The organism is Staphylococcus sp. HMSC34G04, assembly GCF_001838765.1.
GTDB lineage: Bacteria > Bacillota > Bacilli > Staphylococcales > Staphylococcaceae > Staphylococcus > Staphylococcus epidermidis.
Map to the genome: position 1 here is coordinate 283,250 of NZ_KV838739.1, position 23,231 is coordinate 306,480.

14 protein-coding genes and 1 other RNA gene (1 of these 15 cut by a window edge) are annotated in these 23,231 nt (G+C 32.1%); 2 read left to right on the plus strand and 13 right to left on the minus strand.

The window, feature by feature from the left end; all coding sequences use genetic code 11:
- From ebh to HMPREF3241_RS08070, 9 genes are all read right to left on the minus strand, one after another.
- On the minus strand, window positions 1–7,813 hold the start of the coding sequence (ebh, locus tag HMPREF3241_RS08030; protein ID WP_070853583.1) for a hyperosmolarity resistance protein Ebh. 22,637 nt of this gene lie to the left of the window's left edge; 7,813 of the gene's 30,450 nt are visible here — the first part of the coding sequence; its start codon is at window positions 7,811–7,813; the stop codon falls past the left edge of the window.
- Window positions 7,814–8,156: 343 nt separating this feature from the next.
- The gene (locus HMPREF3241_RS08035) at window positions 8,157–9,035 is read right to left on the minus strand and encodes a 5'-3' exonuclease (protein WP_002457673.1); all 879 of its coding nucleotides are present in this window, start codon (window positions 9,033–9,035) and stop codon (window positions 8,157–8,159) included.
- Window positions 9,036–9,053: 18 nt separating this feature from the next.
- Window positions 9,054–12,491, minus strand: coding sequence for a dynamin family protein (locus HMPREF3241_RS08040; protein WP_070853584.1), 3,438 nt, complete (start codon window positions 12,489–12,491; stop codon window positions 9,054–9,056).
- 376 nt (window positions 12,492–12,867) lie between these two features.
- On the minus strand, window positions 12,868–13,506 hold the full coding sequence (locus tag HMPREF3241_RS08045; RefSeq protein WP_001831317.1) for an SDR family oxidoreductase: 639 nt from the start codon (window positions 13,504–13,506) through the stop codon (window positions 12,868–12,870).
- Between the two features lie 167 nt (window positions 13,507–13,673).
- Entirely contained in the window at window positions 13,674–14,810 is a 1,137-nt protein-coding gene (locus HMPREF3241_RS08050; RefSeq protein ID WP_002499766.1) for a THUMP domain-containing class I SAM-dependent RNA methyltransferase, read from the minus strand.
- Window positions 14,811–15,000: 190 nt separating this feature from the next.
- Window positions 15,001–15,384: RNase P RNA component class B (rnpB, locus tag HMPREF3241_RS08055), an RNA gene on the minus strand.
- A 68-nt stretch (window positions 15,385–15,452) separates the two neighbouring features.
- On the minus strand, window positions 15,453–15,791 hold the full coding sequence (gene gpsB, locus HMPREF3241_RS08060) for a cell division regulator GpsB (RefSeq protein WP_001831034.1): 339 nt from the start codon (window positions 15,789–15,791) through the stop codon (window positions 15,453–15,455).
- Between the two features lie 13 nt (window positions 15,792–15,804).
- Window positions 15,805–16,371, minus strand: coding sequence for an SLOG family protein (locus HMPREF3241_RS08065; RefSeq protein WP_002475224.1), 567 nt, complete (start codon window positions 16,369–16,371; stop codon window positions 15,805–15,807).
- An 11-nt stretch (window positions 16,372–16,382) separates the two neighbouring features.
- Window positions 16,383–16,715, minus strand: a complete 333-nt coding sequence (locus HMPREF3241_RS08070; RefSeq protein WP_002457676.1) for a YppE family protein — start codon at window positions 16,713–16,715, stop codon at window positions 16,383–16,385.
- 345 nt (window positions 16,716–17,060) lie between these two features.
- Between HMPREF3241_RS08070 and recU the strand changes: the two genes are divergently transcribed.
- Window positions 17,061–17,687, plus strand: coding sequence for a Holliday junction resolvase RecU (gene recU / locus HMPREF3241_RS08075; protein WP_002476769.1), 627 nt, complete (start codon window positions 17,061–17,063; stop codon window positions 17,685–17,687).
- A complete protein-coding gene (locus tag HMPREF3241_RS08080; RefSeq protein ID WP_002446456.1) occupies window positions 17,684–19,915 on the plus strand; it encodes a transglycosylase domain-containing protein in 2,232 nt (743 codons plus the stop codon). Before recU ends, HMPREF3241_RS08080 begins: the two co-directional genes overlap by 4 nt.
- 189 nt (window positions 19,916–20,104) lie before the next feature.
- Here HMPREF3241_RS08080 and HMPREF3241_RS08085 read toward each other — a convergent pair whose 3' ends face one another.
- From HMPREF3241_RS08085 to asnS, 4 genes are all read right to left on the minus strand, one after another.
- Window positions 20,105–20,437 (minus strand): YpoC family protein, encoded by a 333-nt coding sequence (locus HMPREF3241_RS08085; RefSeq protein ID WP_002446457.1) that lies wholly within the window; start codon window positions 20,435–20,437, stop codon window positions 20,105–20,107.
- Between the two features lie 4 nt (window positions 20,438–20,441).
- Window positions 20,442–21,101 (minus strand): endonuclease III, encoded by a 660-nt coding sequence (nth, locus tag HMPREF3241_RS08090; protein ID WP_002446458.1) that lies wholly within the window; start codon window positions 21,099–21,101, stop codon window positions 20,442–20,444.
- A complete protein-coding gene (locus HMPREF3241_RS08095) occupies window positions 21,091–21,777 on the minus strand; it encodes a DnaD domain-containing protein (RefSeq protein WP_002446459.1) in 687 nt (228 codons plus the stop codon). Before HMPREF3241_RS08095 ends, nth begins: the two co-directional genes overlap by 11 nt.
- A 93-nt stretch (window positions 21,778–21,870) precedes the next feature.
- Window positions 21,871–23,163: an asparagine--tRNA ligase gene (gene asnS, locus HMPREF3241_RS08100; protein WP_002446460.1), complete on the minus strand. Its 1,293-nt coding sequence runs from the start codon at window positions 23,161–23,163 to the stop codon at window positions 21,871–21,873.
- Between the last annotated feature and the right edge of the window lie 68 nt (window positions 23,164–23,231).

Here is a 23,231-nt window from a genome sequence, read left to right on the forward strand (position 1 = left end):
TATCAGCCTTGTTTTGTAATAATGCTTTAGCTTCATTTATTTTATTTTGTGCCGCTTGAACTTTGGATAACGCTGAATTTACTTGTTGAGGTGTTGCAAATTCTGTGCCTATAACTTGGTCAGCTTCACTTTTAGCGGTATTAATTTGTGATTCAGCACGATTCAGAGCTTGATCAAAGTTTCTGATACTTGATGGTGTTTTATTCTCTTTACTAATTTCTTCATCTAGGCGACGACGTGCATTGATTAATTCGGTTTTATTAACTTTAGTTCTAACAGTCTCAGTAGCTTCTTCAGAACTTCCATCACTGTAATAAATAACTACTGGAATATGTGATGTACTACCACCAGCTAAATTTGTTGGAAGAGCGTTTCCTTGTTTAATCGTAACTCTATTTTTATTTGGCACTTGAACCGCATTATTAATATCATCATTAGTTACATTTTGACCCTGTTCTTTAACAATTTCATTGATTGTTAAAGTATGTTGCGCAGGTGCTTGAATTACAGTAGGATTTGTGTTTTCAGTGTTACCCTGACCTGCTTTAGGAGTTATTGTAATTTGAGAATTAGGTTTAATTGTATTGGCTGAAAATACAACTTTACCGTTATCCTGATTGAACTCGACATAATTTGGTTTATTATTTATCGTCCATTTGCCGTTGTTATTTTTAGTAATAGTGAATGATTTTTGTGTTTCATTGCCATTTAATTTTTCAGTGTAATTAATTTCGACACGTTCAGTTGGATTTAAAGAATTACGTGAATTGTCAGGTAATATATCGAATGTTCCATTATCATAAGTATGAGTTGCTACTTGCTCAGGTTGTGGAGCTTTGACAATATAAATTTCACTAGTTGCTGCAGTACTTATAGTTTCTCCGGAACCTTCAGTCGCTATTGCTTCTATTGAATCCCCAGGTCTAACTGCTAATCGACTTAAAGATATAGCAGTTCCGTTATTTGTTGGTCCGATACCATTTATGTCAGGTGACCCAGTTTCAACAGTCCAACGGCCATCATTATTTTTAACAAAAGTAGTTAATTTATTTCCATTTTTATTAATAACAATCTTATCTGCAGATGCTTGGATATAATCATTTGTCCCACTAATTAGTATATTACGCACAGCACCAGGTGTTACTGTTACATCACCAGTTTTAGACTGAGTTATGGTTGGTTGATTAGGTTTAGCATTTGTAACTATAAATTTAGCTGATTGTGATGTTTGCCAAACACCCCAGTTGCTAGGATTAACGACATCATAAGTACCAGTTTTAACAAAAGGAGTTCTAGTATATGCTAATGATTGCCATTGATCACTAGTAGTTCCTGTACTTTGCTGGTTCCAATAAAATCTCCAACCATCTATTGGTAATCCCTCACCATTTTCAAGATGTTTGTAATAGCCTACCCATGTTCCTTTAGGGAATGTATCACCTACTTGAATTTTGTAGATAGGTTGAGGGAAATCAAAATTATATACCCACACTTTAACAGGAACTTCTAATGGTGTAGATATGCCAGGATAATTAACAAGTGCAGTTAAATTTTGTACACCGGCTATGTTTTTATCAGGTTGACGATTGTCTTTCCAAGAAGCTGTTCCTCCAAGACGGTTATTATTTTCAAAAATAATATAATTATAAACGTCAGTACCATTGGTTAAGTTTCGCCCTTTTTGATCTCTTACTGGATTCTTAGCTGTAACTGTGGGATAGATTGTTATTGGAATATCTACAGTTCTCGTACCTTGATGATTAGGTAGAGTAACTGTAACAGTTTTTGTTGTAGTACCAATGTTGTTTTTCCAAGTATTAGGTTCCTCGTTCCATGTAAGAGTAGAATGCGCTGGTATATTACTTATGAAACTATTGAAGTCATTAAAATTATAGTTTGTACCTTTAATTATTTTAATACCATCATTTTTAGCTTGCATGCCAGCGGTAACATTTACTTGATCACTGTTTTCTGAAAAAACACTTATATCTTCAGTTGTATTTGAAGCAATTCCACTACTATTTTGTTTAGTGTACGTTACATTATTTGTCATTGAGGTTTTAGCAGTAATATTTCCGGTTGGTAGAGTGCCTTGAATTGTTACAGTAGCTATACCGTTAGAATCTATAGTTGTACTTGTATTAGGAATAACAGTTCCATTTGATTGATATAGAGTGACTTGTGCATTTTGTGGAACATTTCGAACTAAAATTTGTTGACCATTCAATTGTCCTTTTGAAATCACACTATTACTATCAATAACAGGTTTATTTGGTTTGACTTTGAATAGTACATTAACGTTTTCAGTTTGGCCGTTTTGATAAGCTACCGTAACTGTTTTAGTAAATGAACCTGCATTACGAGAACTTGGTGTACCTGATCCTTGGGCCCATCTGAAGTCCATATGTTCTGGCCAATATTGATTTACTGCTTGAACAAAATTTCCTGGATATGCATCGCCTGATGAATTAAATCGACCATTGATAGTTGTTTCATATACTTGCTTTGGAATAGATTGACTAAGTTTGTAAGTCGTATCTTTTCTAATTGGTGTTGTTTCACCATCAAAGAATATTTCAGCGTGTAATGTTAAATCTCTACCAATTTGATTACTGTTTATATCGGGTCCCTGATTATTAACCCAAACTATTTTCGCATCAACTGGACCTCCCGTTCTTAAACTAAAGAAATCATTTGGGGAAGTTCCTTTGCCGGTTGGAAATTGTTGTCCTCTTACTGTTGTTCTAGTAGTAGGTACAACCTCTAATAACACATGTTTAACTGGAACAGTTATTGTATTAGTTGTGCCATCAGAAAATGTAGTTGTAACATTAACTGTAGCATTGTTTCCACTTCTATTTACTTTACTTACAACTTGACTACGAACGTCATTATTTGACTCGTTGACATAATTTCTTGTACCTAAAGTTTTAGTCATGCTGAGTGAAGATTTTACTCTATTTTGATCTTCAATTGAAAGGTTAGCATTGTTTTGAATATTACTAATTCTCACTGGTGTTTGATTGCTTGATGAAGTTGTTATTCTATATTTCTCGTTTAATGGTTTTATATTTACTGTGAAAGAAACAATACTTTCATTTCCACTTTTATCTGTGACTTTAACTTTTACAATTTTATTTGTGCTATTAGTAACATTAGGAGCCTGACCTACTAACTCGTTGTTGTTTCTGGTCATAGTAATTGCACTATCACTTGTAGAAGCTACTGTATTTAATCCATAATTATCATTTACATTGATAGTATTTTTAAATGTTTCACCAGAATATACCGTATGATGGTCGTAATTACCTACACTTATACTAGGATTTACTTTATCAGAAGGTACAAAATAAACATTAATCACGTTATTGGTATTGCTTAAATTTTGGCCTAATTTTTCGATGTAACCTTTTGGACTGTATGGTGCTAAGTATAATTGTGCCTTATAGATAACACCCATAATACCATTATTTGCCGCATTGGCTTTAACAACTTTATCAATATTAAAAGCGGATGCCCCATTAGCTTCTGGAACTTGACCATTTACGATAGAAGAATTTTTTTCATTATATATAACGTTAGAATGACTGACTTGACGTCCACCGTAACCATTATCTGGTTCTACTAAGTCTAATACTTGAATAGGATTTGAGTTAAGTAAATAAGATTTCTCACCATCATCTCTAATTATAGATTTAGAATACCCATTAGACCCTCGTTCTGCTAACTGTTTTTCATTACTATTGATATTTGAACGTAAATTTGAGCTTTTAGCTGTTGCTTGAAGTAAAGTTAACACGTCATTAGTATTTATTTGTCTACCTAATGTTGCATCATATTTATAAATAAGAGATTTATGATCTGGTGACCACTCTAATCCACCATCTGTATTTCTGCCTTGAATCTTACTAGAAGTCCACGAAATAGTATAATCATCCCTAATATTAACCCAACGTAAGAAATTCATATTATTTAGATTTGATGAAAACTCTTTTATCAAATCGCCCTTACGTATAGTTACTGTCACACTACTAACATTTCTATGATCGAAGTTATTCGAAACAGTGATATCGTTATCGTTTAAATTAAGTCCAGAATTAGCTGCTTTAAATGCTTGTTTGATTTTATTGATTTCATCATTAGTTAAATTATAAGTACTAACTCTATATACACGATTATTACCAGTAGGTGCATTAACATCTACTATTTTAAGTTTTAAATTAAGTTCTTGTTGAGTCTTATGATAAGCGTTTTTAGCATTAACTCTATAGTTATAATTTCCAACATTGAGTCGACTAATTTCACTCGATGAAGGTAAAGATCCAATAGCTGATATAGAGGTGAAATCTCTATTAGGTAAATCCGAACCATTACTTAATGAGAAATATTTTCTCAAGTTTGGACCAATGGAATAGTTTTGTCCTCTAGCAATAGTGATTACTGCTTCTTTTTTATTTGTATTACCATTTTCACTGAAAATGGATTTTCTTTCGGGCTCATATGTGATTACATTTTCAGCATCAATAACATCTACAGAACCATCTCTATAATAAAATGTAACGTCGCCGTTTACTCCAGCGAGTATTGGGTTATTTTGTAATAAATATGATCTTATATTAGCATTTGCTTCACTTATTTTTCTTTTTACTTCTTCTCGTTCTGAATTAGATAATGAAGAAGGGTCTGTCACTAATTGTAGTTGATCTCTAGATAATCCGACTGGATTTAAATCATCAGCCAACTTACCAACATTTAAAATAAAGGTTTTAGCTGGATTTGTTGTATTTCCAGAATTATCAGTTGCAGTTATATTGAAATGATATGTCGTATTATATGCTTCATTACTAGGAATATTACCAATTAACTTAAGCGTACCCTCAGTATTATTATTAGGATTGATTGTAAAAGATTTTGTCCAACCTTGAGGTAAATTGACGTTTACATCTCTTAAACCTGAACCGCCAGCATTATCAGTGACTGGAAGAGTAATTTCTACATGATCTCCCCTGTAATACTTATGAACTAATCCTGCTGGTTCATTAATTGTAGGTGGTGTTATATCACTACTAAACGGAACGCTATTACTAAAGTTTGATTGTACATATTGATTGTAATAAACAATTGCCTTTAATTCACCGCTTAATGGTAGATCTTTAAGGTAGTCTGATGAACGGAATGTTAAGACCCCATTTTTACTTGGATCATTATCATGGTATGCTTCTGCAACTACTGTGTAGTTCTCAGGGACAGTATATGGATTTATTTCTGGATCATGATCACCATCGGTTCCGCCCATCACAAGTTTGATTTTAGCAGTAGTATCATTTGGTATATCTGTTACTCTTATTTCAGGCTTGTGATTAGGGTTTCCACGTAATTCATTAGCAGTTGTAATGATTCTTGGTGGTGTTGGTTTTGATCTAATTTCAAATTGTTCTACTTTATCACCAAACTTAACAGTGATGAAATAATTTCCTGGATCAATATGACCAACAAGAGCTAAGTTTTTTTCAGTAGCATTATTTGTTCTACCCACAGCGTTTTGTAATGTAAGCGTGTTAGGATATCCTGTAATAGACCATTCACTATCTTTAATTGGTTCATTACTAGTAAGTTTGATACGTATCTCTTGTTGATAAGGTAATATTCCTGATCCTACAGTGTTATGAAGCGTTCCACTCATTACTTGGAAAACACCATGGCCCGCTCGTTTCGATACTGAAAATTCCTTTCTATTTTGTTTTTCATTATCGTGATATAACTCAATTGTATGTTTTAACTCAGGTTTTACATATAAATTTACTGGTAAAAGAGTTTCAGGGTTATGATGGCTATCTTCAACATCAAAACCTACAAGAAATTGAATTGGACGGCCTGAACGTGCTGCATTTTGAAGATTTTCTTGTGAAAAAAGTTCTTCAATTTGATAGGCATTCATGGCATTAGCTCCCTGCCATCTTTCCTGATTATAAGGAAGATAAGATGGATAAATACCTAGGACTGTACCAGTCACATTCTTTACATAACTTAATGGGTCGTATACCGAATCAATACTTCCGGAACCGTCACTATCCAAAATAGGAACATCAGTAGTTCTCTGTAATGTAGGATCGAATTGTCTGATTGTTCTTTTTAAATGAAGTGTACGATTTTTAACTTGGACATTTGACTGTACTCGATTTCGATAATTCTTATAAGGTTCGACATAGAGTTGGTTATAGTTCGTTGCTTGTTTATATTCACCAGAACGCGCGCCAGCAGCATAATACAATCTTGCAGTTGGAGCTCCTTGAGTTTTAAATGAAATACGATAACTTACATCACCACTACCTTTAAAACTATATATTGTATCTAATCCTCTTATTTGATCTGGTTTCTCACTATTTAACATTGCGAAGTTTTCATCGCCATAATATTTATTAGTTTGTGTAGCGCCTTCTCTGTCGAAGTATAATTCTCCCCCTCTAGCAAAGTCAGAAAAATTATTAACACCATCATAAAATGCATAATTTGTAGCGGAGCCATGTTTAAAATCATTCGCTACGCTAGAATTAATAGCACCTGCTGATCTCCAAAATTGAGGTAGTGGTGCACCTGATCCAAATCCCACTCCACCAGTAGATGTACTTGAACCATCACGGTTAATAATAGTGAAAGTTACAGGACCAGTTGGTGTTTGATCACTTGGAAGTCCAAACCAATAGTACATATATTCATGACCTTTATGATTACTATTAAATAAAATATCCCATTGATATCCATCTTTAAGTCGTTTTGTAGTGATATAAGCATTACCTTGTACATCAGAAGCACGTAAGATGTTCCTAGATATTGGTAAATTATAAGGCCATCTTCTATTTGAAGCATGGAAGAAAGTACCAGGAGGGAAACCAGAATCATCATCATCTTTTGAAACATAATATTCAGTTCTTGCATCTAAATAATCGCTTCTTGATGATCGTTCCTCAACAACACTTCTCGTACTTCTTCTACCACGTTTTTCTGTAGTAGATCGTTGTGGTAACGTACGTGCAAGTTCTAATGCTTTTTCTAATTGTTGATATGCCGAAACAAGCTGTTCTGAAGGAATATTTTGATTATTACCTAGTAGGTCATTGACGTAGTCAAAAGCAGATTTGACTTTTTGATATTCTGTTGTATCCGCACGATCTCTATCAATCATTCTGTAATTGTAGTATGATGCGTCAAAAAAAGCTTGTAATGCATTTTTATCTAATGGTGGCTGTACTTGCTGTGGTTTATCTTTCTCTTGTAGATTCTCTTTTTCTTTGTCATTTTTACTTGCTCGGCTTTCCGCAAGTACATTTTCTGTTAGTTTATGATGTTCATTTCCAGAAGTATTTCCATTGCTATCGCTTACTTTTTTACTATGTGCTTGCATAGTACTATTATCAACTTGCAATGGTTCGTTATTCATATTTGTTTCATTATGCGATTGATTGATACTATCATTAGAAACATTTGTAGGTAATTGTTGCGATGTTTCATTAGGGTCTTTGACTTGATCCGACAGTCGTGCATTTGCTTGATTATGACTAGTTGATGAACTTAATGATTCAGTCTGCCCAGCTGAATTTTGTTTGTTATTTTCGATTTCTTGACTATGCGTATTCGAATCATCATCATCTGTTTGATTTAATTGTTTAATTAACTTTTGATTTTGATTCAACTCGTCGGCACTTGCATGGTTTGGATTGATACCCATGAACACAAGTGTTGCAATCACAGTAGAAAATGTTCCAATTGCGTATTTTCGGATACTAAATTTTTGTAATTTATCACGATTATTCAAAGCTATTGCCACTCCTATTCTTGATGTTTTTTCTTTGTTGTTTGATGTGATTTGAAAATTATACGTATTTAATGTTGATAATTTTGACAATGAATAACTTATACATTTGCTCAATAAAAAAGAGCAGATGTTCCGACCATTTGATTTCGGTTTGCTCTTCATTTATCACAATAGCATTTTGAACAACAATTTATTTGTTCTAAACAATAATATCACTTTAAGATAACTTTGTGAAATTAATTCACAAAGTTTTAATAAAATATTTATATTTTTGATGGAGATGCTTATTGATATTAAAAAAACCAATGAACAATATCTAAATGAAATGTTCATTGGTTTATGGTTAGAGGTGACTTGCAATATATTTACTTGAAACGTATAGTTCATGTTCATTACAAATGGATAAAATCTCATTTAGTGTATGAGCATATGTCATCTCTTTAAAAAGTTTGTCTGTTTCAATTGGAACTTTCGTATATATTTCTGCGAGTGACTTTGATAAATGCAGATGATTTAAATTATTTGTTATTTTTTTCTGTTGAGCGGGAGTTAGTGATGATAAATTGTTCACTACATTTTCGACAGTTCCATGATTTTGAATCAATTTAATTGCCGTTTTTTCACCTATCCCTTTTACACCAGAATAGCCATCTGCAGTATCACCCATAAAAGCTTTAACATCTATTAATTGTTGAGGATTAAGCCCGTATTCATCAATGAAACGATCAAGCGTGTAACGTTGATAGATTGTAAAACCTTTTTTAATAAGCCAAACTTCTACATTATGATTAATGCATTGGAGTAAGTCTCGGTCTCCGGTAATGATATAAACTTCATGTTCTTGTGAATATGTTTCAGCTAAACTGCCAATAATATCATCAGCTTCATAATTACGCTTACCAACATTTACAAAACCAAACTGATGGGATATTTCTTTAACATAATCAAATTGAGGAATAAGTTCATCAGGAGGTGCTGGGCGATTTTGTTTATAGCCATCATACATTTCATTTCTGAATGTTTCTTGCCCCATATCCCAACAAACTGCTACGTGAGTAGGTTCGATTTCCTTGATAGCGCTAAAAATATGTCTTACAAAACCTTGAATACCATTTGTAGGAATTCCTTTAGAATTGTACATAAATTGATTGTGTAAGCTTGTTGCATAAAAATGTCTAAATAATAAAGCCATTCCATCAACGAGCAATACTCTTTGAGGCATTTTTAATCCTTCTTTCTACTATAAAATATTGTCTAATTGTGTCGTTTTCAATTCTAGTTGTTGTATTAATGTATCATCGATAGTGAATGAAAGTAACTCATCAATTTGTTGTTGAATGGATGTCTCCAACATTTGAAATTGATGTTCGGCAAGTTGAGTCATCTCATGGATATAATCATTTAATTGTCGGCGCAATGAGTTCAAATCATCTTGTAATAATTCAAGAGTTTGATTAGCTATGTGTACTTGTATATCCTTTTGTGACTTTGGATTAACTATTTTACGTTTAGTTAACTGTTTTGGTAGTGATTGCAACATTGAATTAAGTTCAATTTGAAGTAACGCCGTATCAACGAGTAATGGCTCAACATTAAATTTTGCATTTATAATAACATGAATCTGATTTAACTTTTTCATGACTGGTAGGATTTGTTCTTCTAGTTGTGAATTAAAATATTTTTTAATCCTTTCTGTGATAAGTGATTGCTCTAAGAATAAGCGTTGATGAATTTGATCTAAATATATTTTAGTTGAAATTTTCTTTTCCTCATTAAAGTCGTTATTTTGTGTCATCTGACTATTAAACACAGATTTAACCTCATCTAAAAGTTGTAGTTTTAACCGTTCATTTAGATGATATACTTGTTCTTCTACTTCATTGAAAGTACGTTGTGCAGTTGTATCAATCAACTCTTGATTTAATAGGGTTTGGTTTTTATAGTGATTTAATTTATGTTGTCTAGCTGATAATTTTGCGTTGTCATCGTGAAAATCTTTAATCATTTTTTTAAAGGAGTTATTCATTTGTTGCAATTGATAAGTCATCTGCTGCTCTAAAATTGTTCTAGATTCAACCTTTGCAAAGTATTGTATACTTTCTCTTAATTCATTTATGCCAATGTTATTCCCATTTAAACTTTGACGACTTGAAACACTATATATATCAGAGTGTAAGTTAACTTGCCCCAGTGCATCTGCAACATAATCCTCAACGGCTTGTATATCCTGTTTATCTTCTGCTAGGTCAACCGCATTAATTATCATTTTAAAAGCTTGATTTTCATTTAATTGATTCATATCTTTCATATGTTCGATAAAGGCTTTGTCGTTATCTGTAAATGAATGATTGAAGTAAGTTACATACAAAATAAGGTCAGAAGAAGTGAGAATTTGTTCAGTTTCATTCGTGTGTCTTTGATTATTGGAATGTAAACCCAGTGAATCAATAATGATTTTACCCTTAAGCCAATCTAAAGGTAGCTTAAGGTGTACAGTTTTCACGAAAGTGGCATACTCATCCTCGGCACTCCACTTTTTAATTTCTTCAAGCGATACTGTGTGTATAAGTGAATGTTCTAGCATTGACGTGTACATTTCATAATGTTTCTCAATTGCACTAATAAATGCAAGTTGGTTCTTTTCTAGTTTCGATTTTAACTTCTCTAAATCGCTCTCAATAAAGTTGTCTAAGGTGTTAAATGATATTTCATAAAATTCTAGTACATGATTAACTTCCTCTAGTAATTGCTCTTTAGATTTTAATGTGATTTGACTCTCTTTACCATATGATAATTCCGTCGTTGCCGCTGTTGTTGGATTAGGAGAACTAACTAAATAGTTATCACCTAGTAGAGCGTTGATTAAGCTGCTTTTACCTGCGCTAAATGTACCAAAAACACCTACTTTTGTTATTTGATTATCGAGTCTCTGAATGGTATCGGTGATATCTTGTTTAGTGCGATCAAATAATGGTACATCTTTAACGATATCTAATGCACGCTTAATATCTTGATTAGATGTAACAAACTCTTTACTATGTTGTGTCTCATGTTTACGATGATAAGCAGTCGAATTTTCTTGTTTAAGTTCAAAATGAGTCTCTGTTCTTCCAATTAATTTATCTAAAGAATCGTCTAAATGGATATAGTAATGTTTGTAGTTGTGGGATGTAAGCGAATCCTTTAATGTGTTAAGTTCAATGTATCTATCATATTCATACCTATCTTCATTTTCATCACTTGATAATTCATTAACTTGTACATGATTGACAGCTTCTTCAAATAGTGGCGTTGACTCATTTTCTATTTTTTTATTCAAAGCTTTTATAACTTCATCTGAAAATGTTAAAACGTATGTGTTGCTAATGCTCGTTTGAGTTTGATATAGCTCTGATATAAGTGACGGAACGACGTCATAATCTTGATTTAGTATTTTTTCATTCACAGCATGTTTATTTATGAATCTAGTTAAAAATGACATATCTTCACGAAGTGGTTGTCGTACTTGTTGATTAACTTTCTCTTGCAATTGAGTGGTCGCCTCATTAAGTCGTTTGATTTGTTCTTCTTCTTTTTTCTTCCTTTTATTAAAAAATCCATTCACTTTAAAATCAGTTGCCATGCTTTCTAAATAATTCCGTAAAGATTCACGCATATCGTACGTCATGATATAAGCATTATCTAATATATCTTTACGCTTCTGTTTTAAATAATTAAATAATTGATTAGAGTCATTGAGCAATTGTGCTTCTGCGCTGACTTCTTGATTTTGTTGAAATTGAATATATGCTTCCTCGAATTGTTCTTCATTAATTTGAAGGGTGTCAAGAATAGATTGCATTTCATTTTGAATGTATATGTATTGTGCGTCGGTAATGAATTGAATTGTTCTATTAACATAGTCTTCTGTTGATTCACGATGTTGATCCATAAATACTAGAAAATTTGAAAGTTTGTCAATTTCATTCTGTGGATGATCAAACTTTGAAACGTAATAAGTATCTTGAAGTTTGATATCCCAGTCTTTGATTGATTTTTCGACTCTTGATTTAAAAGTTTCAAATGTAATTTCTTCTTCATTATGTTTATCAATCTGATTAATCACAAAAATAATTGGTATACCAGCTTCATTAATACGTTTCATAAATTTAAAGTTCAACGCTGATTGGACATGATTATAGTCTACTGTATAAAACAACAAGTTACTTGTATACATAAATTGCTCTGTACTCGACTGATGCGTTGCAACGTTAGAGTCAACACCCGGTGTATCTTGAAATGTAAACCCTAGATTAAATTTGTTTGATGGAAAATTAATTTCTATCGATTCTACATCGACATTTTGACGATTCATTTGTTTAACATCGTTGTACGTTTTTAATTTTGTATATTGTTGTTGTGTAAGGTTGGCAATGATTTCGTCTTCCTTGGCTACTGAAACGATAGCTGTATTGCTCGTTGTTGGTACTGGAGAACTTGGTAGTATATCTTGTTCTAATAACAAATTAATTAACGTTGATTTTCCAGCTGAGAAATGTCCTACAAATGTTGCGGTGTATTGATTTAAATAAACTTTTTTTATTACTTGATTAATAGTATTAATTAAAGGTCTGTTATTAGATTTTTCCAATTCTTTTTTTAATTTATATAAAGTATCTAATTGTTCATTTATTGCCATAAGTATTACCCCTTTAGTTCAGTGATAAATCACAGTATTTTTACTCGATTAAAGTAACAAAATCAGAATTCAAAATTATTTGAAAGGTAAATTAAATTTAAATGAAAAGTATCTGTAGCTAAATGATTATTGTAACTTTCATCAAAGATATTAGAAGTATAATAAATGAATTCTATCTTGTTTTTATAATTGAATGAAAGATAATCCCCTGTTTGAATTTAAGTAATATTGTACAATTTATTTTATGATAATTAGCAATAAATTCAAAAAAATAAGGCAGCCATGATGACTTGCCCTAAATTAAAGCTTATTTATCTATTTCAAATTCTATCATAATATTGATTGAAAACCCATGCATGTAGATACAAACTTTATACTAATTGAACCAAGCAGGTTTATTACCTTCTGTATTAGGTTTATTCACACCAATATTTTCTTTAGAGTGTAGTTCTGGGTTTTTGGCAATTTGTACTGCTAAAGATGCTACACTTTTACGTGATACTTCAGTACCTTTAAATGTTTCGTTCTTTGCTGTGATCTCATATACATTTTCATTTTTATCTGTAAGCCAGCCTGGACGTATTATTGTGTAATCTAAATCTGAATTTTCTATAATATCAGATGCTTTGCGGTAGCGATTCAATTTTTCGCCAAATTGTTCTTTATTCCATTGATTGAATGGTTCTGGTAGTTCATCATAAATACCAGGAGCTGCTACAAAAATCAGTCTCTTAACATTTTTGTTATCCATGGCTTTTACGATAGTTTCAGCTTGTTTATCAAGTGATCCCGATAAACTTGCAAAAACAACATCAACATTGTTTAAAGCACTTTCTAAATCCTCAATATTTTTAGCGTCTCCCTCATAAACTTTAATTCTATTAGAGGCGTAATCAGGTATACGATGCGCATTTCTCAAAAATAAATCAACATTAAATCTTGAGTTCTCTAGGAAAATTTTTGTCGCTTCGATAGATACTCTACCATTTGCGCCTACAATCAAAACAGTCTTCATATTTAAAAGCCCCTTTCTAATTAAAATATGATACATTTTTAGTATATGACTTATTTTTTAATAAAATTAAACACTCCTATTTAACTGTACTACAGTCAAGATAAGAGTGCGAATAAATAGTACTTGAATAATTACTATAATTACACAAGTATTATAAAATGTAAAATTTAATTTTTATTACTTTGCTTTTTACCCCAATACTGATAGTACGTACATTCAATATACCCGTTGAACAACTTACGTCTTTTAGTCGCTTTTCGATTAACTAAGTATTCAAATTCTTTGTTACTTGTTAATATATAGGCCGATAAATGAGGATGTTGTTTCAAAAGTGTACCTATATAACGATACATTTCTTCAACTTCTTCACGATCTCCAATTCTTTCACCATACGGTGGATTGCCAACAAGTGCTACAGGCATGTCGGTATCAATAGACAAAGTATTCACATCTTTAACATTGAACTGTATGATATCTCCGAGACCAACTTCTTCTGCATTACGCTTTGCAATTTCAATCATTTCTGGATCAATATCAGAAGCATATACTTGTATGTCTTTATCATAGTCAGCCAATTGATCAGCTTCATCACGAAATTTGTCATAAATATTAGGTGGCATCATATTCCATTGTTCAGATACAAAATCCCTATTAAAACCAGGAGCAATATTTTGTGCAATAAGACATGCTTCGATAGCAATGGTGCCTGAACCACAGAAAGGATCAATTAAAGGTGTGTTACCATTCCAATTTGCTAAACGAATGAGGCTTGCTGCCAATGTTTCTTTAATGGGTGCTTCACCTTGAGCAATGCGATAACCTCGCTTGTTGAGTCCAGAACCAGCAGTATCAATGGTCAATAATACATTATCTTTTAATATTGCTACTTCTACAGGATATTTGGCGCCTGTTTCACTTAGCCATCCTTTTTCTTGATAAGCATGCTTAAGTCGTTCTACTATAGCCTTTTTAGTAATTGCTTGGCAGTCAGGTACACTATATAATGTTGATTTTACACTCCGCCCTTGAACCGGGAAATTACCTTCTTTGTCAATTACGGTCTCCCATGGTAATGACTTTGTTTGCTCAAATAATTCGTCGAAAGTAGTAGCATTGAATCGACCCATTACAATTTTTATTCGGTCTGCGGTACGTAACCATAAGTTACATCTAACAATAGCACTTTCATCACCTTCAAAAAAGATACGACCGTTTTCTACTTGTGTATCGTAACCTAATTCTTGTATTTCTTTAGCTACAACTGCTTCTAATCCCATTGGACATACTGCTAATAATTGAAACATGACCGAGTCTCCTTTTAATTTATTGAATCAATATATGTATAATTTTAATATTTATAAGTATTAATTAATTTAATTTTGAAGCGGAAAACCATAAATGTAAAGTGTATATTGTAACAAATTATTCTAAATCAATTATGATTTCAATTAAAAAAGCTCTCCATAAATGGGAGAGCTAAACTAGTGATGATATTTCTGTAAGCCATGTTCTGTTCCGTTGTACTCATAATGTGTACTAGTTACACTGGTACGTCGGTGGTAACCATCTGTCTACATATTTTTACTTTCGCGTAAAAATCGTCTCGTTTATACGTTGAATTCCGCTAAACAAGTGCTCCTACCCAATTTGGATTGCTCACTCGAGGGGTTTACCGCGTTCCACCTTTTATATTTCTATAAAAGCTACGTCACTGTGGCACTTTCAAACTATTCTAACCATATCAAATGACTTAGGTTATTTCATTGCCGTCAAATTAATGCCTTGATTTATTGTTTCATCAAGCACGAACACTACAATCATCTCAGATTGTGTGAGCATGGACTTTCCTCTATATTGCTATAGCGATTACCCGAAATATCACTTTTGAGATTATAACATAATTTTAAGTGTAAAGTCATAAAATTTATACGAAATAAGTAAAAATTTTATTTACCGAATACTGCTTTTTCAAGGTTTGAAATACGTTTTAAAATATCTACATTATTTGAAGCACTGCTTGAATTATTTGAAGAAAAGTTTTTATTGTCTTGTGGTCTTGATGTAGCAACACGTAATCTTAATTCCTCAAGTTCTTTTTTTAATTTGTGATTTTCTTCAGAAAGCTTTACTACTTCATTGTTCATATCCGCCATTTTTTGATAATCTGTAATGATATCATCTAAAAAAGCGTCTACTTCTTCTCTTCTATAGCCTCTTGCCATAGTTTTTTCGAAATCTTTTTCATAAATATCTTTCGCTGATAATTTTAATGAAACATCTGACATCTTTTTTTCCACCTCATTCGAAACTTTGATCTTGAGACCACTGCAAGTCGTTGATGAAGTCAGTGAGTTCATCAAACGTCACAATATCACAAGTATAGTTTGTTTTTTCCATAAATTCAACTAACATAGCCTTAAAGTATTTAGGGCTTGCCTCTTGTTCATCATCATAAATTAAAATAGTGTAATCGGTATGATCAAGCATGAATTGATCTGCTTGTTTAAATTGATAGGCACCCATATACTCAGTGTGATGAATGCTTTCAGTAAAATCGGCTTGTTGTATAATATTTGTATACTTAGCTTGATTCTTATCATTCCATCGTTGTGTATAACCTAGAAATGGCGTAATTATACCTAGTTTAATATCTGGGAAGTCTTTTTTTAGTTCAATCACTACTTCAGCAGACCATAATTCTATACCCATTTGTCCTTGTATCAATACCCACTCTAAACCTTCATCTAGAAGATGTTTTAATTTATGAGCTATAAATTGCTTTAAATAATATACTTCTGGTGCATCATCTTTATAGATATTGAGTTCAAAAGATTTATAGCCAGTAATATAAACAGTTTTAACCATTTTTTTCCTCACTAAACATAATTCGATAAAATATTTTTTAAATCGTACTGGGCACTTTTAAGTTTTTCGACAAATAATTTACGGCTCGTTCTAGGAAAATGACAATCTACAGAAAGCTTTTGTATATTTAATATCAATAAATCTAACTTTTGTTGGCTCATATATTGTGTTTCTGTAATGCTTTTTGAGTAACAGTTGAGTGCCTCTAAATGATTATCAATATTTTTGACATAGGGTTCAACATCTTTATAAAAATCGAATGAACCGCCGTTAATTTTTACATGTTGATACCTATAATTCATTTCATCAATATCCTCTAACAATTGTTTAATGATTTGATACATTTAGATGCCTCCTACTTAATTAATTTAACATATTATAAATCCGAAAGTCATGGAAATATACATAGAGTAAAAAATTAGAAAATGATATTTTTGGTTTGTTAAATTCTATTAGTAATACTAAATAAAAAAAAATATGAAATTTATGGAATTTTATTAACTTGAAGATTACATTTATCTTTCATTTATGAAAGAAATCGTGACAGATTGGCATAAGCAAGTTAAAATAGTGATTGATGTATGTTTTCTTTGTGACATATACATTCAAATACGATAGTTTGTTTTAATTTTATAATTTTAAATAATCATTTAGTATAAAATAGGAACAAACTTGTGTGGTGAATTATGATGAATTATCCAAATGGTAAACCATACTCTAAAAATAAGCCTTTGGACGGACGTAAGAGTTCGCCATTTTCAAGTAATATTGAATATGGTGGACGAGGTATGACACTTGAGAAAGATATTGAACAATCGAATACTTTCTATCTTAAAAGTGGCATAGCAGTTATTCATAAAAAGCCAACTCCGGTTCAAATAGTTAATGTTCACTATCCGAAACGTAGTAAGGCTGTAATAAATGAGGCTTATTTTCGCACTCCTTCAACAACTGATTATAATGGTGTCTATAATGGATATTACATTGATTTTGAAGCTAAAGAAACTAAGAACAAAACTTCATTTCCACTCAATAATATTCATGCACATCAAGTAGAACATATGAAAAATACATATCATCAAAAAGGAATTGTCTTTTTAATGATACGTTTTAAATCACTTGATGAAGTGTATCTTTTACCCTATTCAAAATTTGAAAAATATTGGCAAAGATACATTAATAATATTAAAAAGTCGATAACTGTTGAAGAAATTCGGAAAAATGGTTACCATATTCCTTATCAATATCAACCAAGATTGAATTACCTCAAGGCAGTTGATAAGTTGATATTAGATGAAAGTGAGGACCGCGTATGACGGAAAATAAAGGGTCTTCCCAACCTAAAAAGAACAACAATGGGAAGTCCAATGGAAAAAAGAATAGGAATGTAAAGAGAACGATTATTAAGATTATAGGTTTTATGATTATTGCCTTTTTCGTTCTATTGCTACTCGGTATCTTGTTGTTTGCATATTATGCGTGGAAAGCTCCAGCATTTAGCGAATCAAAATTAGATGATCCAATTCCAGCAAAGATTTACGATAAAAACGGAGAACTTGTAAAAACACTTGATAACGGACAGCGACATGAACATGTGAATATCAAAGATGTTCCTAAAGACATGAAAAATGCTGTTTTAGCTACTGAAGATAACCGTTTCTACCAACATGGAGCATTAGATTACAAACGTTTATTTGGTGCCATTGGTAAAAACTTAACAGGTGGATTTGGTTCGCAAGGTGCGTCTACACTTACACAACAAGTTGTAAAAGACTCATTCTTGACACAACAAAAATCTATCGGTCGTAAAGCACAAGAAGCTTATCTTTCTTATAGATTAGAACAAGAGTACAGCAAAGATGAAATATTCCAAGTTTACATGAATAAGATTTATTATTCGGATGGCGTTACTGGAATTAAGGCCGCCGCTAAATATTACTTCAACAAAGATATGAAGGATTTAAATTTAGCTGAAGAAGCTTATCTAGCTGGTTTACCTCAAGTTCCTAACCTTTACAACATTTACAACAATCCTAAGGAAGCTAATAATCGTAAAGATACTGTGCTTTATCTTATGCATAAACATAACCGTATTAATGATAAACAATATGCGGATGCGAAGAAGATTGATCTTAAAGCTAACTTAGTTGAACGTACTAAAAAAGAACGTCAAGTCACTGGAAATGAAAAAAATCCTGAGTATGATTCTTACGTTAATTTCGTTCAATCTGAATTAATGAATAACAAGTACTTTAAGGATAAAAATTTAGGTTCAGTTCTTCAAAGTGGTATAAAAATTTATACTAATATGGATAAAGATGTTCAACAAACGTTACAAGATCGAATTAACAATGGTTCTTTCTACAAGAATGAAGACCAACAAGTTGGTGCAACAATTCTAGATAGTAAAACTGGTGGATTAGTTGCGATCTCAGGTGGACGTAATTATAAAAATGTTGTTGAAAGAAACCAAGCTACTGACCCTCACCCTACTGGTTCATCATTAAAACCTTTCTTAGCTTATGGACCTGCAATAGAAAATATGAAGTGGTCAACAAATCATGCGATTCAAGACGAATCATCATATTGGGTAGATGGTTCTCAATTCAAGAACTATGATACGAAAGGCCATGGAACAGTTTCTATCTATGATGCATTGCGTCAAAGTTTCAATATTCCAGCTTTAAAAACTTGGCAACAAGTTAAAAGTCAAGCTGGTAATGATGCACCTCAGAAATTTGCATCTAAATTAGGATTGGATTATAGTGGCAAAATTGGACCTTCAGAAGTATTAGGTGGATCTTCATCAGAATTCTCACCTACTCAACTAGCTTCCGCTTTTGCAGCAATAGCAAATGGTGGTACTTATAATAACGCGCATTCAATACAAAAAGTTGTTACTCATGAAGGAGATACAATTGAGTATGAACATACGAGTCACAAAGCTATGAAAGACTATACATCATATATGTTAGCTGAAATTCTTAAAGGTACATTTAAAGCATATGGTTCGGCTTATGGACATGGTGTGTCAGGCGTAAACATGGGTGCGAAAACTGGTACTGGTACGTATGGACAAGAAATATACGAAAAGTATAATTTACCTGATAATGCTGCCAAAGATGTTTGGATTAATGGTTTCAGTCCAGAATATACTATGTCGGTATGGATGGGCTTCAATAAGGTTAAACAATACGGAACAAATTCATTTATCGGTCATTCAGAACAAGAGTATCCACAATACTTGTATGAAGATGTGATGTCTAGTATCTCATCTAAAGATGGTGAAGATTTCAAAAAGCCTAATGATGTACAAGGAAGTTCACCGGACAGTCTATCTGTATCGGGTCATTCTGACAATAATACTACTAACCGTAGTGTTCATGGAAGTAGCGATACCTCTTCTTCATCAAATGGTGGCTCTAACTCAGCATCAAGTGGAAACAGCTCGAATAGTTCAAATGGTGCCAGTCAAGGTAACTCAGGCAATACATTTACACGTCTATTCAATTTAAACTCTATATTCGATTATAAAGTTTCATAAATAATTAAACTTAAAGCTCCAATTTCAAGAAAATGAAATTGGAGCTTTTTCTGTCCTAGAAATGTAAATTTAGCATGTGCAGTAATAATCTGAGTTCTCTAGTTATTAATTAATTTGATTAACTACATCGAATGTGAATTATAAATGTTGATATAGGTATAAAATAGAATAATTAAAATGAATTTTAATTTATTTTTGTTGACGTTGCTTTCTAATTAGATAAGATGCATTCATTTTTATTAATTCTAATTTCAATGTTTTCATTTGACGATAGCCCATAAAATGGTGTTTACGTGCAACCATATAATGATAGCGTTCATCAAAATTCATTGGAACCACTGGATATGTATCGAGTTGATTAAAATGAATTTCATCTATGTTATTTATTTGTTTAAAATAGTTAATGATTAAATCGAAATAAGTATCTAAAAGTTCCCTAGCTTCTGGTGTTTTGAGTTGTTTATTACTTGCTAGTTGATCAAGTTGGTCTTCTATATGATTGAAATCCTGTTTTTCAATCATATCATCACGCCTCCTTTATCTTTGCTTTATGTCGTTTTTGCCCTTCTCTACAATCATTTAACAATGGACATATCTCACATTTAGGTTTTCTAGCAAGACAATGATATCTCCCAAAAAATATTAATTGATGATGGCTTTTATTCCATCTATCTCTTGGGATAATATCACATAATCGATCTTCTACTTGTCTTACATTATCTTTCCAACGATTAATTCCCAAACGTTTAGAAACTCTCTCAACATGAGTGTCGACAGCTAAAGAAGGTTCTCCAAATGCAACACTCATTACAACATTTGCTGTTTTACGTCCCACTCCAGCTAGACTCTCTAATTCTTTATGTGTTTGTGGGATTTGACCATTAAATTGTTCAATTAAAGAGTGACATAATTTTTTTATATTTTTGGCTTTATTGCGATATAATCCAATAGAGCGTATATCATTTTGTAATTCTTCATCACTCACATTTAAATAATCTTCGGGTGTTCGATATTTTCTAAATAATGATTGCGTAACACGATTGACTAGATTATCAGTACACTGTGCTGATAATAATACAGCTATTGTAAGATCAAATGCATTTCTATGGTTTAACTCACATTCTGCATTAGGAAACATATCCGCTATAACATCAATCATTTGTAATGCTTTTTTCTTACTTATCATTAGGATTCTCTCCATTCAACCAGTCAAATTTAGGTACCTTTTTAACAACATGCTTCATTTTTGGTTTGTTAAACTGTTCTCTTATTTTCTTTGAATCGTCAACTGTTTTCACATTATTCTTTTTCCAATTTAATAAAATACGATCAATATATTTAAAACTAAGTTTATTTTGGCTAAGTGCCTCATCAAGAGCGGCTTGTATAACTGATAAGTCATGGTGATCGACATCAATCCACTGATTTAATGTTTCAATTTCATACGGCGATAGTGGTCTGCCGAACGATTGCTCAACTAACTGAAACAATTGTTTAAATTGCTCTTTTTTATCTTGTTCCTCATGTTTTAAGTATTGATGTTTTAATAATTGATTTAATTTGTGATAGAAGGGATCTAAATTCATGTATTCAGTGAATTTACCTTCTTCGTCTTTATTAACATTGAGTTCTAATAATTCTCTTTGAATTAAGTTTTGTATTACGGAAGTAATTTGACGAGGTTCCATAGTTGATCCTTTTTGAAGAAACTCAATAGAAGGTTGCTTATTAGAAGTTTCAGATGCATATAAAAGTTTTATCAAAATAACTAAATCTTGTTCATCCAAACCTAACTCTGAATAATGATCAAACAATTCTCGTCTTATAACAACAGGTCTTGTTTTTAATTGAATTAGATCCATAATATTACTACCTCCTATTTAAAATGAACGCCCAGCCTTAAAATGACTGGACGTTTCAAAAATGGTATTTTGAACATAAATACGAATAATCAATTATGGATATAAGCGATTAAGTAAACGTGGGAATGGAGATGTTTCACGAACATGTTCAACTCCAGAAATCCAAGCTACTGTTCGCTCCAAGCCTAAGCCAAAACCACTATGTGGTACGCTACCATAACGACGTAAATCTAAATAATAGCTATAACTTTCTTCATCCAATTCGTGCTCATTAATGCGTTGTTCTAATAATTCTAAATCATTAATACGTTCGGAACCACCAATAATTTCACCGTAACCTTCAGGCGCAATTAAATCAGCACATAATACTGTATCTTCATTGTCCGGATTTGGTTGCATATAGAATGGTTTAATTTTAGTTGGATAATTTGTAATGAATACTGGTAAATCATAGTGATTAGCGATTGCTGTTTCATGTGGTGCACCAAAGTCTTCACCCCATTCAATATCATTGAATCCCTCTTTTTTCAAGAATTCGATAGCATCATCATAAGAAATTCTAGGGAAAGGTGTAGCAACTTTTTCTAGTTTAGTTGTATCTCTATCTAAAGCTTTGAGTTCTAATTGGCAATGATTTAAAACAGATTGAACAATGTGAGACACATACTGTTCTTGTATTTCTAAGCTTTCTGCATGATTTGTAAAGGCCATTTCTGGTTCAATCATCCAGAATTCAATTAAATGGCGACGTGTTTTAGATTTTTCTGCACGAAAAGTTGGGCCGAATGAAAAAACACGTCCGTGAGCCATTGCGGCTGCTTCCATATACAATTGCCCACTTTGTGATAAAAATGCATCTTCATCAAAATATTTTGTATGGAATAACTCACTTGTCCCCTCTGGTGCACTTGCTGTTAAAATAGGTGGATCAATTTTAGTGAAGCCATTTTCATTGAAAAACTCATATGTTGCACGGATGATTTCATTTCTTATTTTCATGACAGCATGTTGTTTTTTTGAACGTAACCATAAGTGACGATGATCCATTAAAAATTCTGTTCCATGATTTTTTGGTGTAATAGGATAATCATGTGCTTCATGTACAATTTCGATTGATTTAACTTGCATTTCGTAGCCTAAATCAGAACGATTATCTTCTGTAATCGTTCCTGTGATATATAAAGATGATTCTTGAGTAATATCTTTTGCTAGTTGAAATGTTTCTTCATCTACTTCAGATTTTACTACTACTCCTTGCATAAATCCTGTACCATCGCGTAATTGTAAGAACGCTATTTTACCACTTGAACGTTTATTAGTTAACCAAGCACCAATTGTTACTTCTTGGTTAAGATGTTTTTTCGCTTGTTTAATCGTAGTCTTCATAACCAAACTCCTATATTTTTCTTTTTAAATACTCATTTATTTTAACAAAATATGTCTTTAACTTCTAC

Coding starts and splice junctions, on each gene's coding strand:
- HMPREF3241_RS08035 (WP_002457673.1), bottom strand. CDS start 9,035: ATGCCTCAAAGAGTATTGCTCGTTGATGGAATGGCTTTATTATTTAGA.
- HMPREF3241_RS08040 (WP_070853584.1), bottom strand. CDS start 12,491: ATGGCAATAAATGAACAATTAGATACTTTATATAAATTAAAAAAAGAA.
- HMPREF3241_RS08045 (WP_001831317.1), bottom strand. CDS start 13,506: ATGAAGACTGTTTTGATTGTAGGCGCAAATGGTAGAGTATCTATCGAA.
- HMPREF3241_RS08050 (WP_002499766.1), bottom strand. CDS start 14,810: ATGTTTCAATTATTAGCAGTATGTCCAATGGGATTAGAAGCAGTTGTA.
- gpsB (WP_001831034.1), bottom strand. CDS start 15,791: ATGTCAGATGTTTCATTAAAATTATCAGCGAAAGATATTTATGAAAAA.
- HMPREF3241_RS08065 (WP_002475224.1), bottom strand. CDS start 16,371: ATGGTTAAAACTGTTTATATTACTGGCTATAAATCTTTTGAACTCAAT.
- HMPREF3241_RS08070 (WP_002457676.1), bottom strand. CDS start 16,715: ATGTATCAAATCATTAAACAATTGTTAGAGGATATTGATGAAATGAAT.
- recU (WP_002476769.1), top strand. CDS start 17,061: ATGAATTATCCAAATGGTAAACCATACTCTAAAAATAAGCCTTTGGAC.
- HMPREF3241_RS08080 (WP_002446456.1), top strand. CDS start 17,684: ATGACGGAAAATAAAGGGTCTTCCCAACCTAAAAAGAACAACAATGGG.
- HMPREF3241_RS08085 (WP_002446457.1), bottom strand. CDS start 20,437: ATGATTGAAAAACAGGATTTCAATCATATAGAAGACCAACTTGATCAA.
- nth (WP_002446458.1), bottom strand. CDS start 21,101: ATGATAAGTAAGAAAAAAGCATTACAAATGATTGATGTTATAGCGGAT.
- HMPREF3241_RS08095 (WP_002446459.1), bottom strand. CDS start 21,777: ATGGATCTAATTCAATTAAAAACAAGACCTGTTGTTATAAGACGAGAA.
- asnS (WP_002446460.1), bottom strand. CDS start 23,163: ATGAAGACTACGATTAAACAAGCGAAAAAACATCTTAACCAAGAAGTA.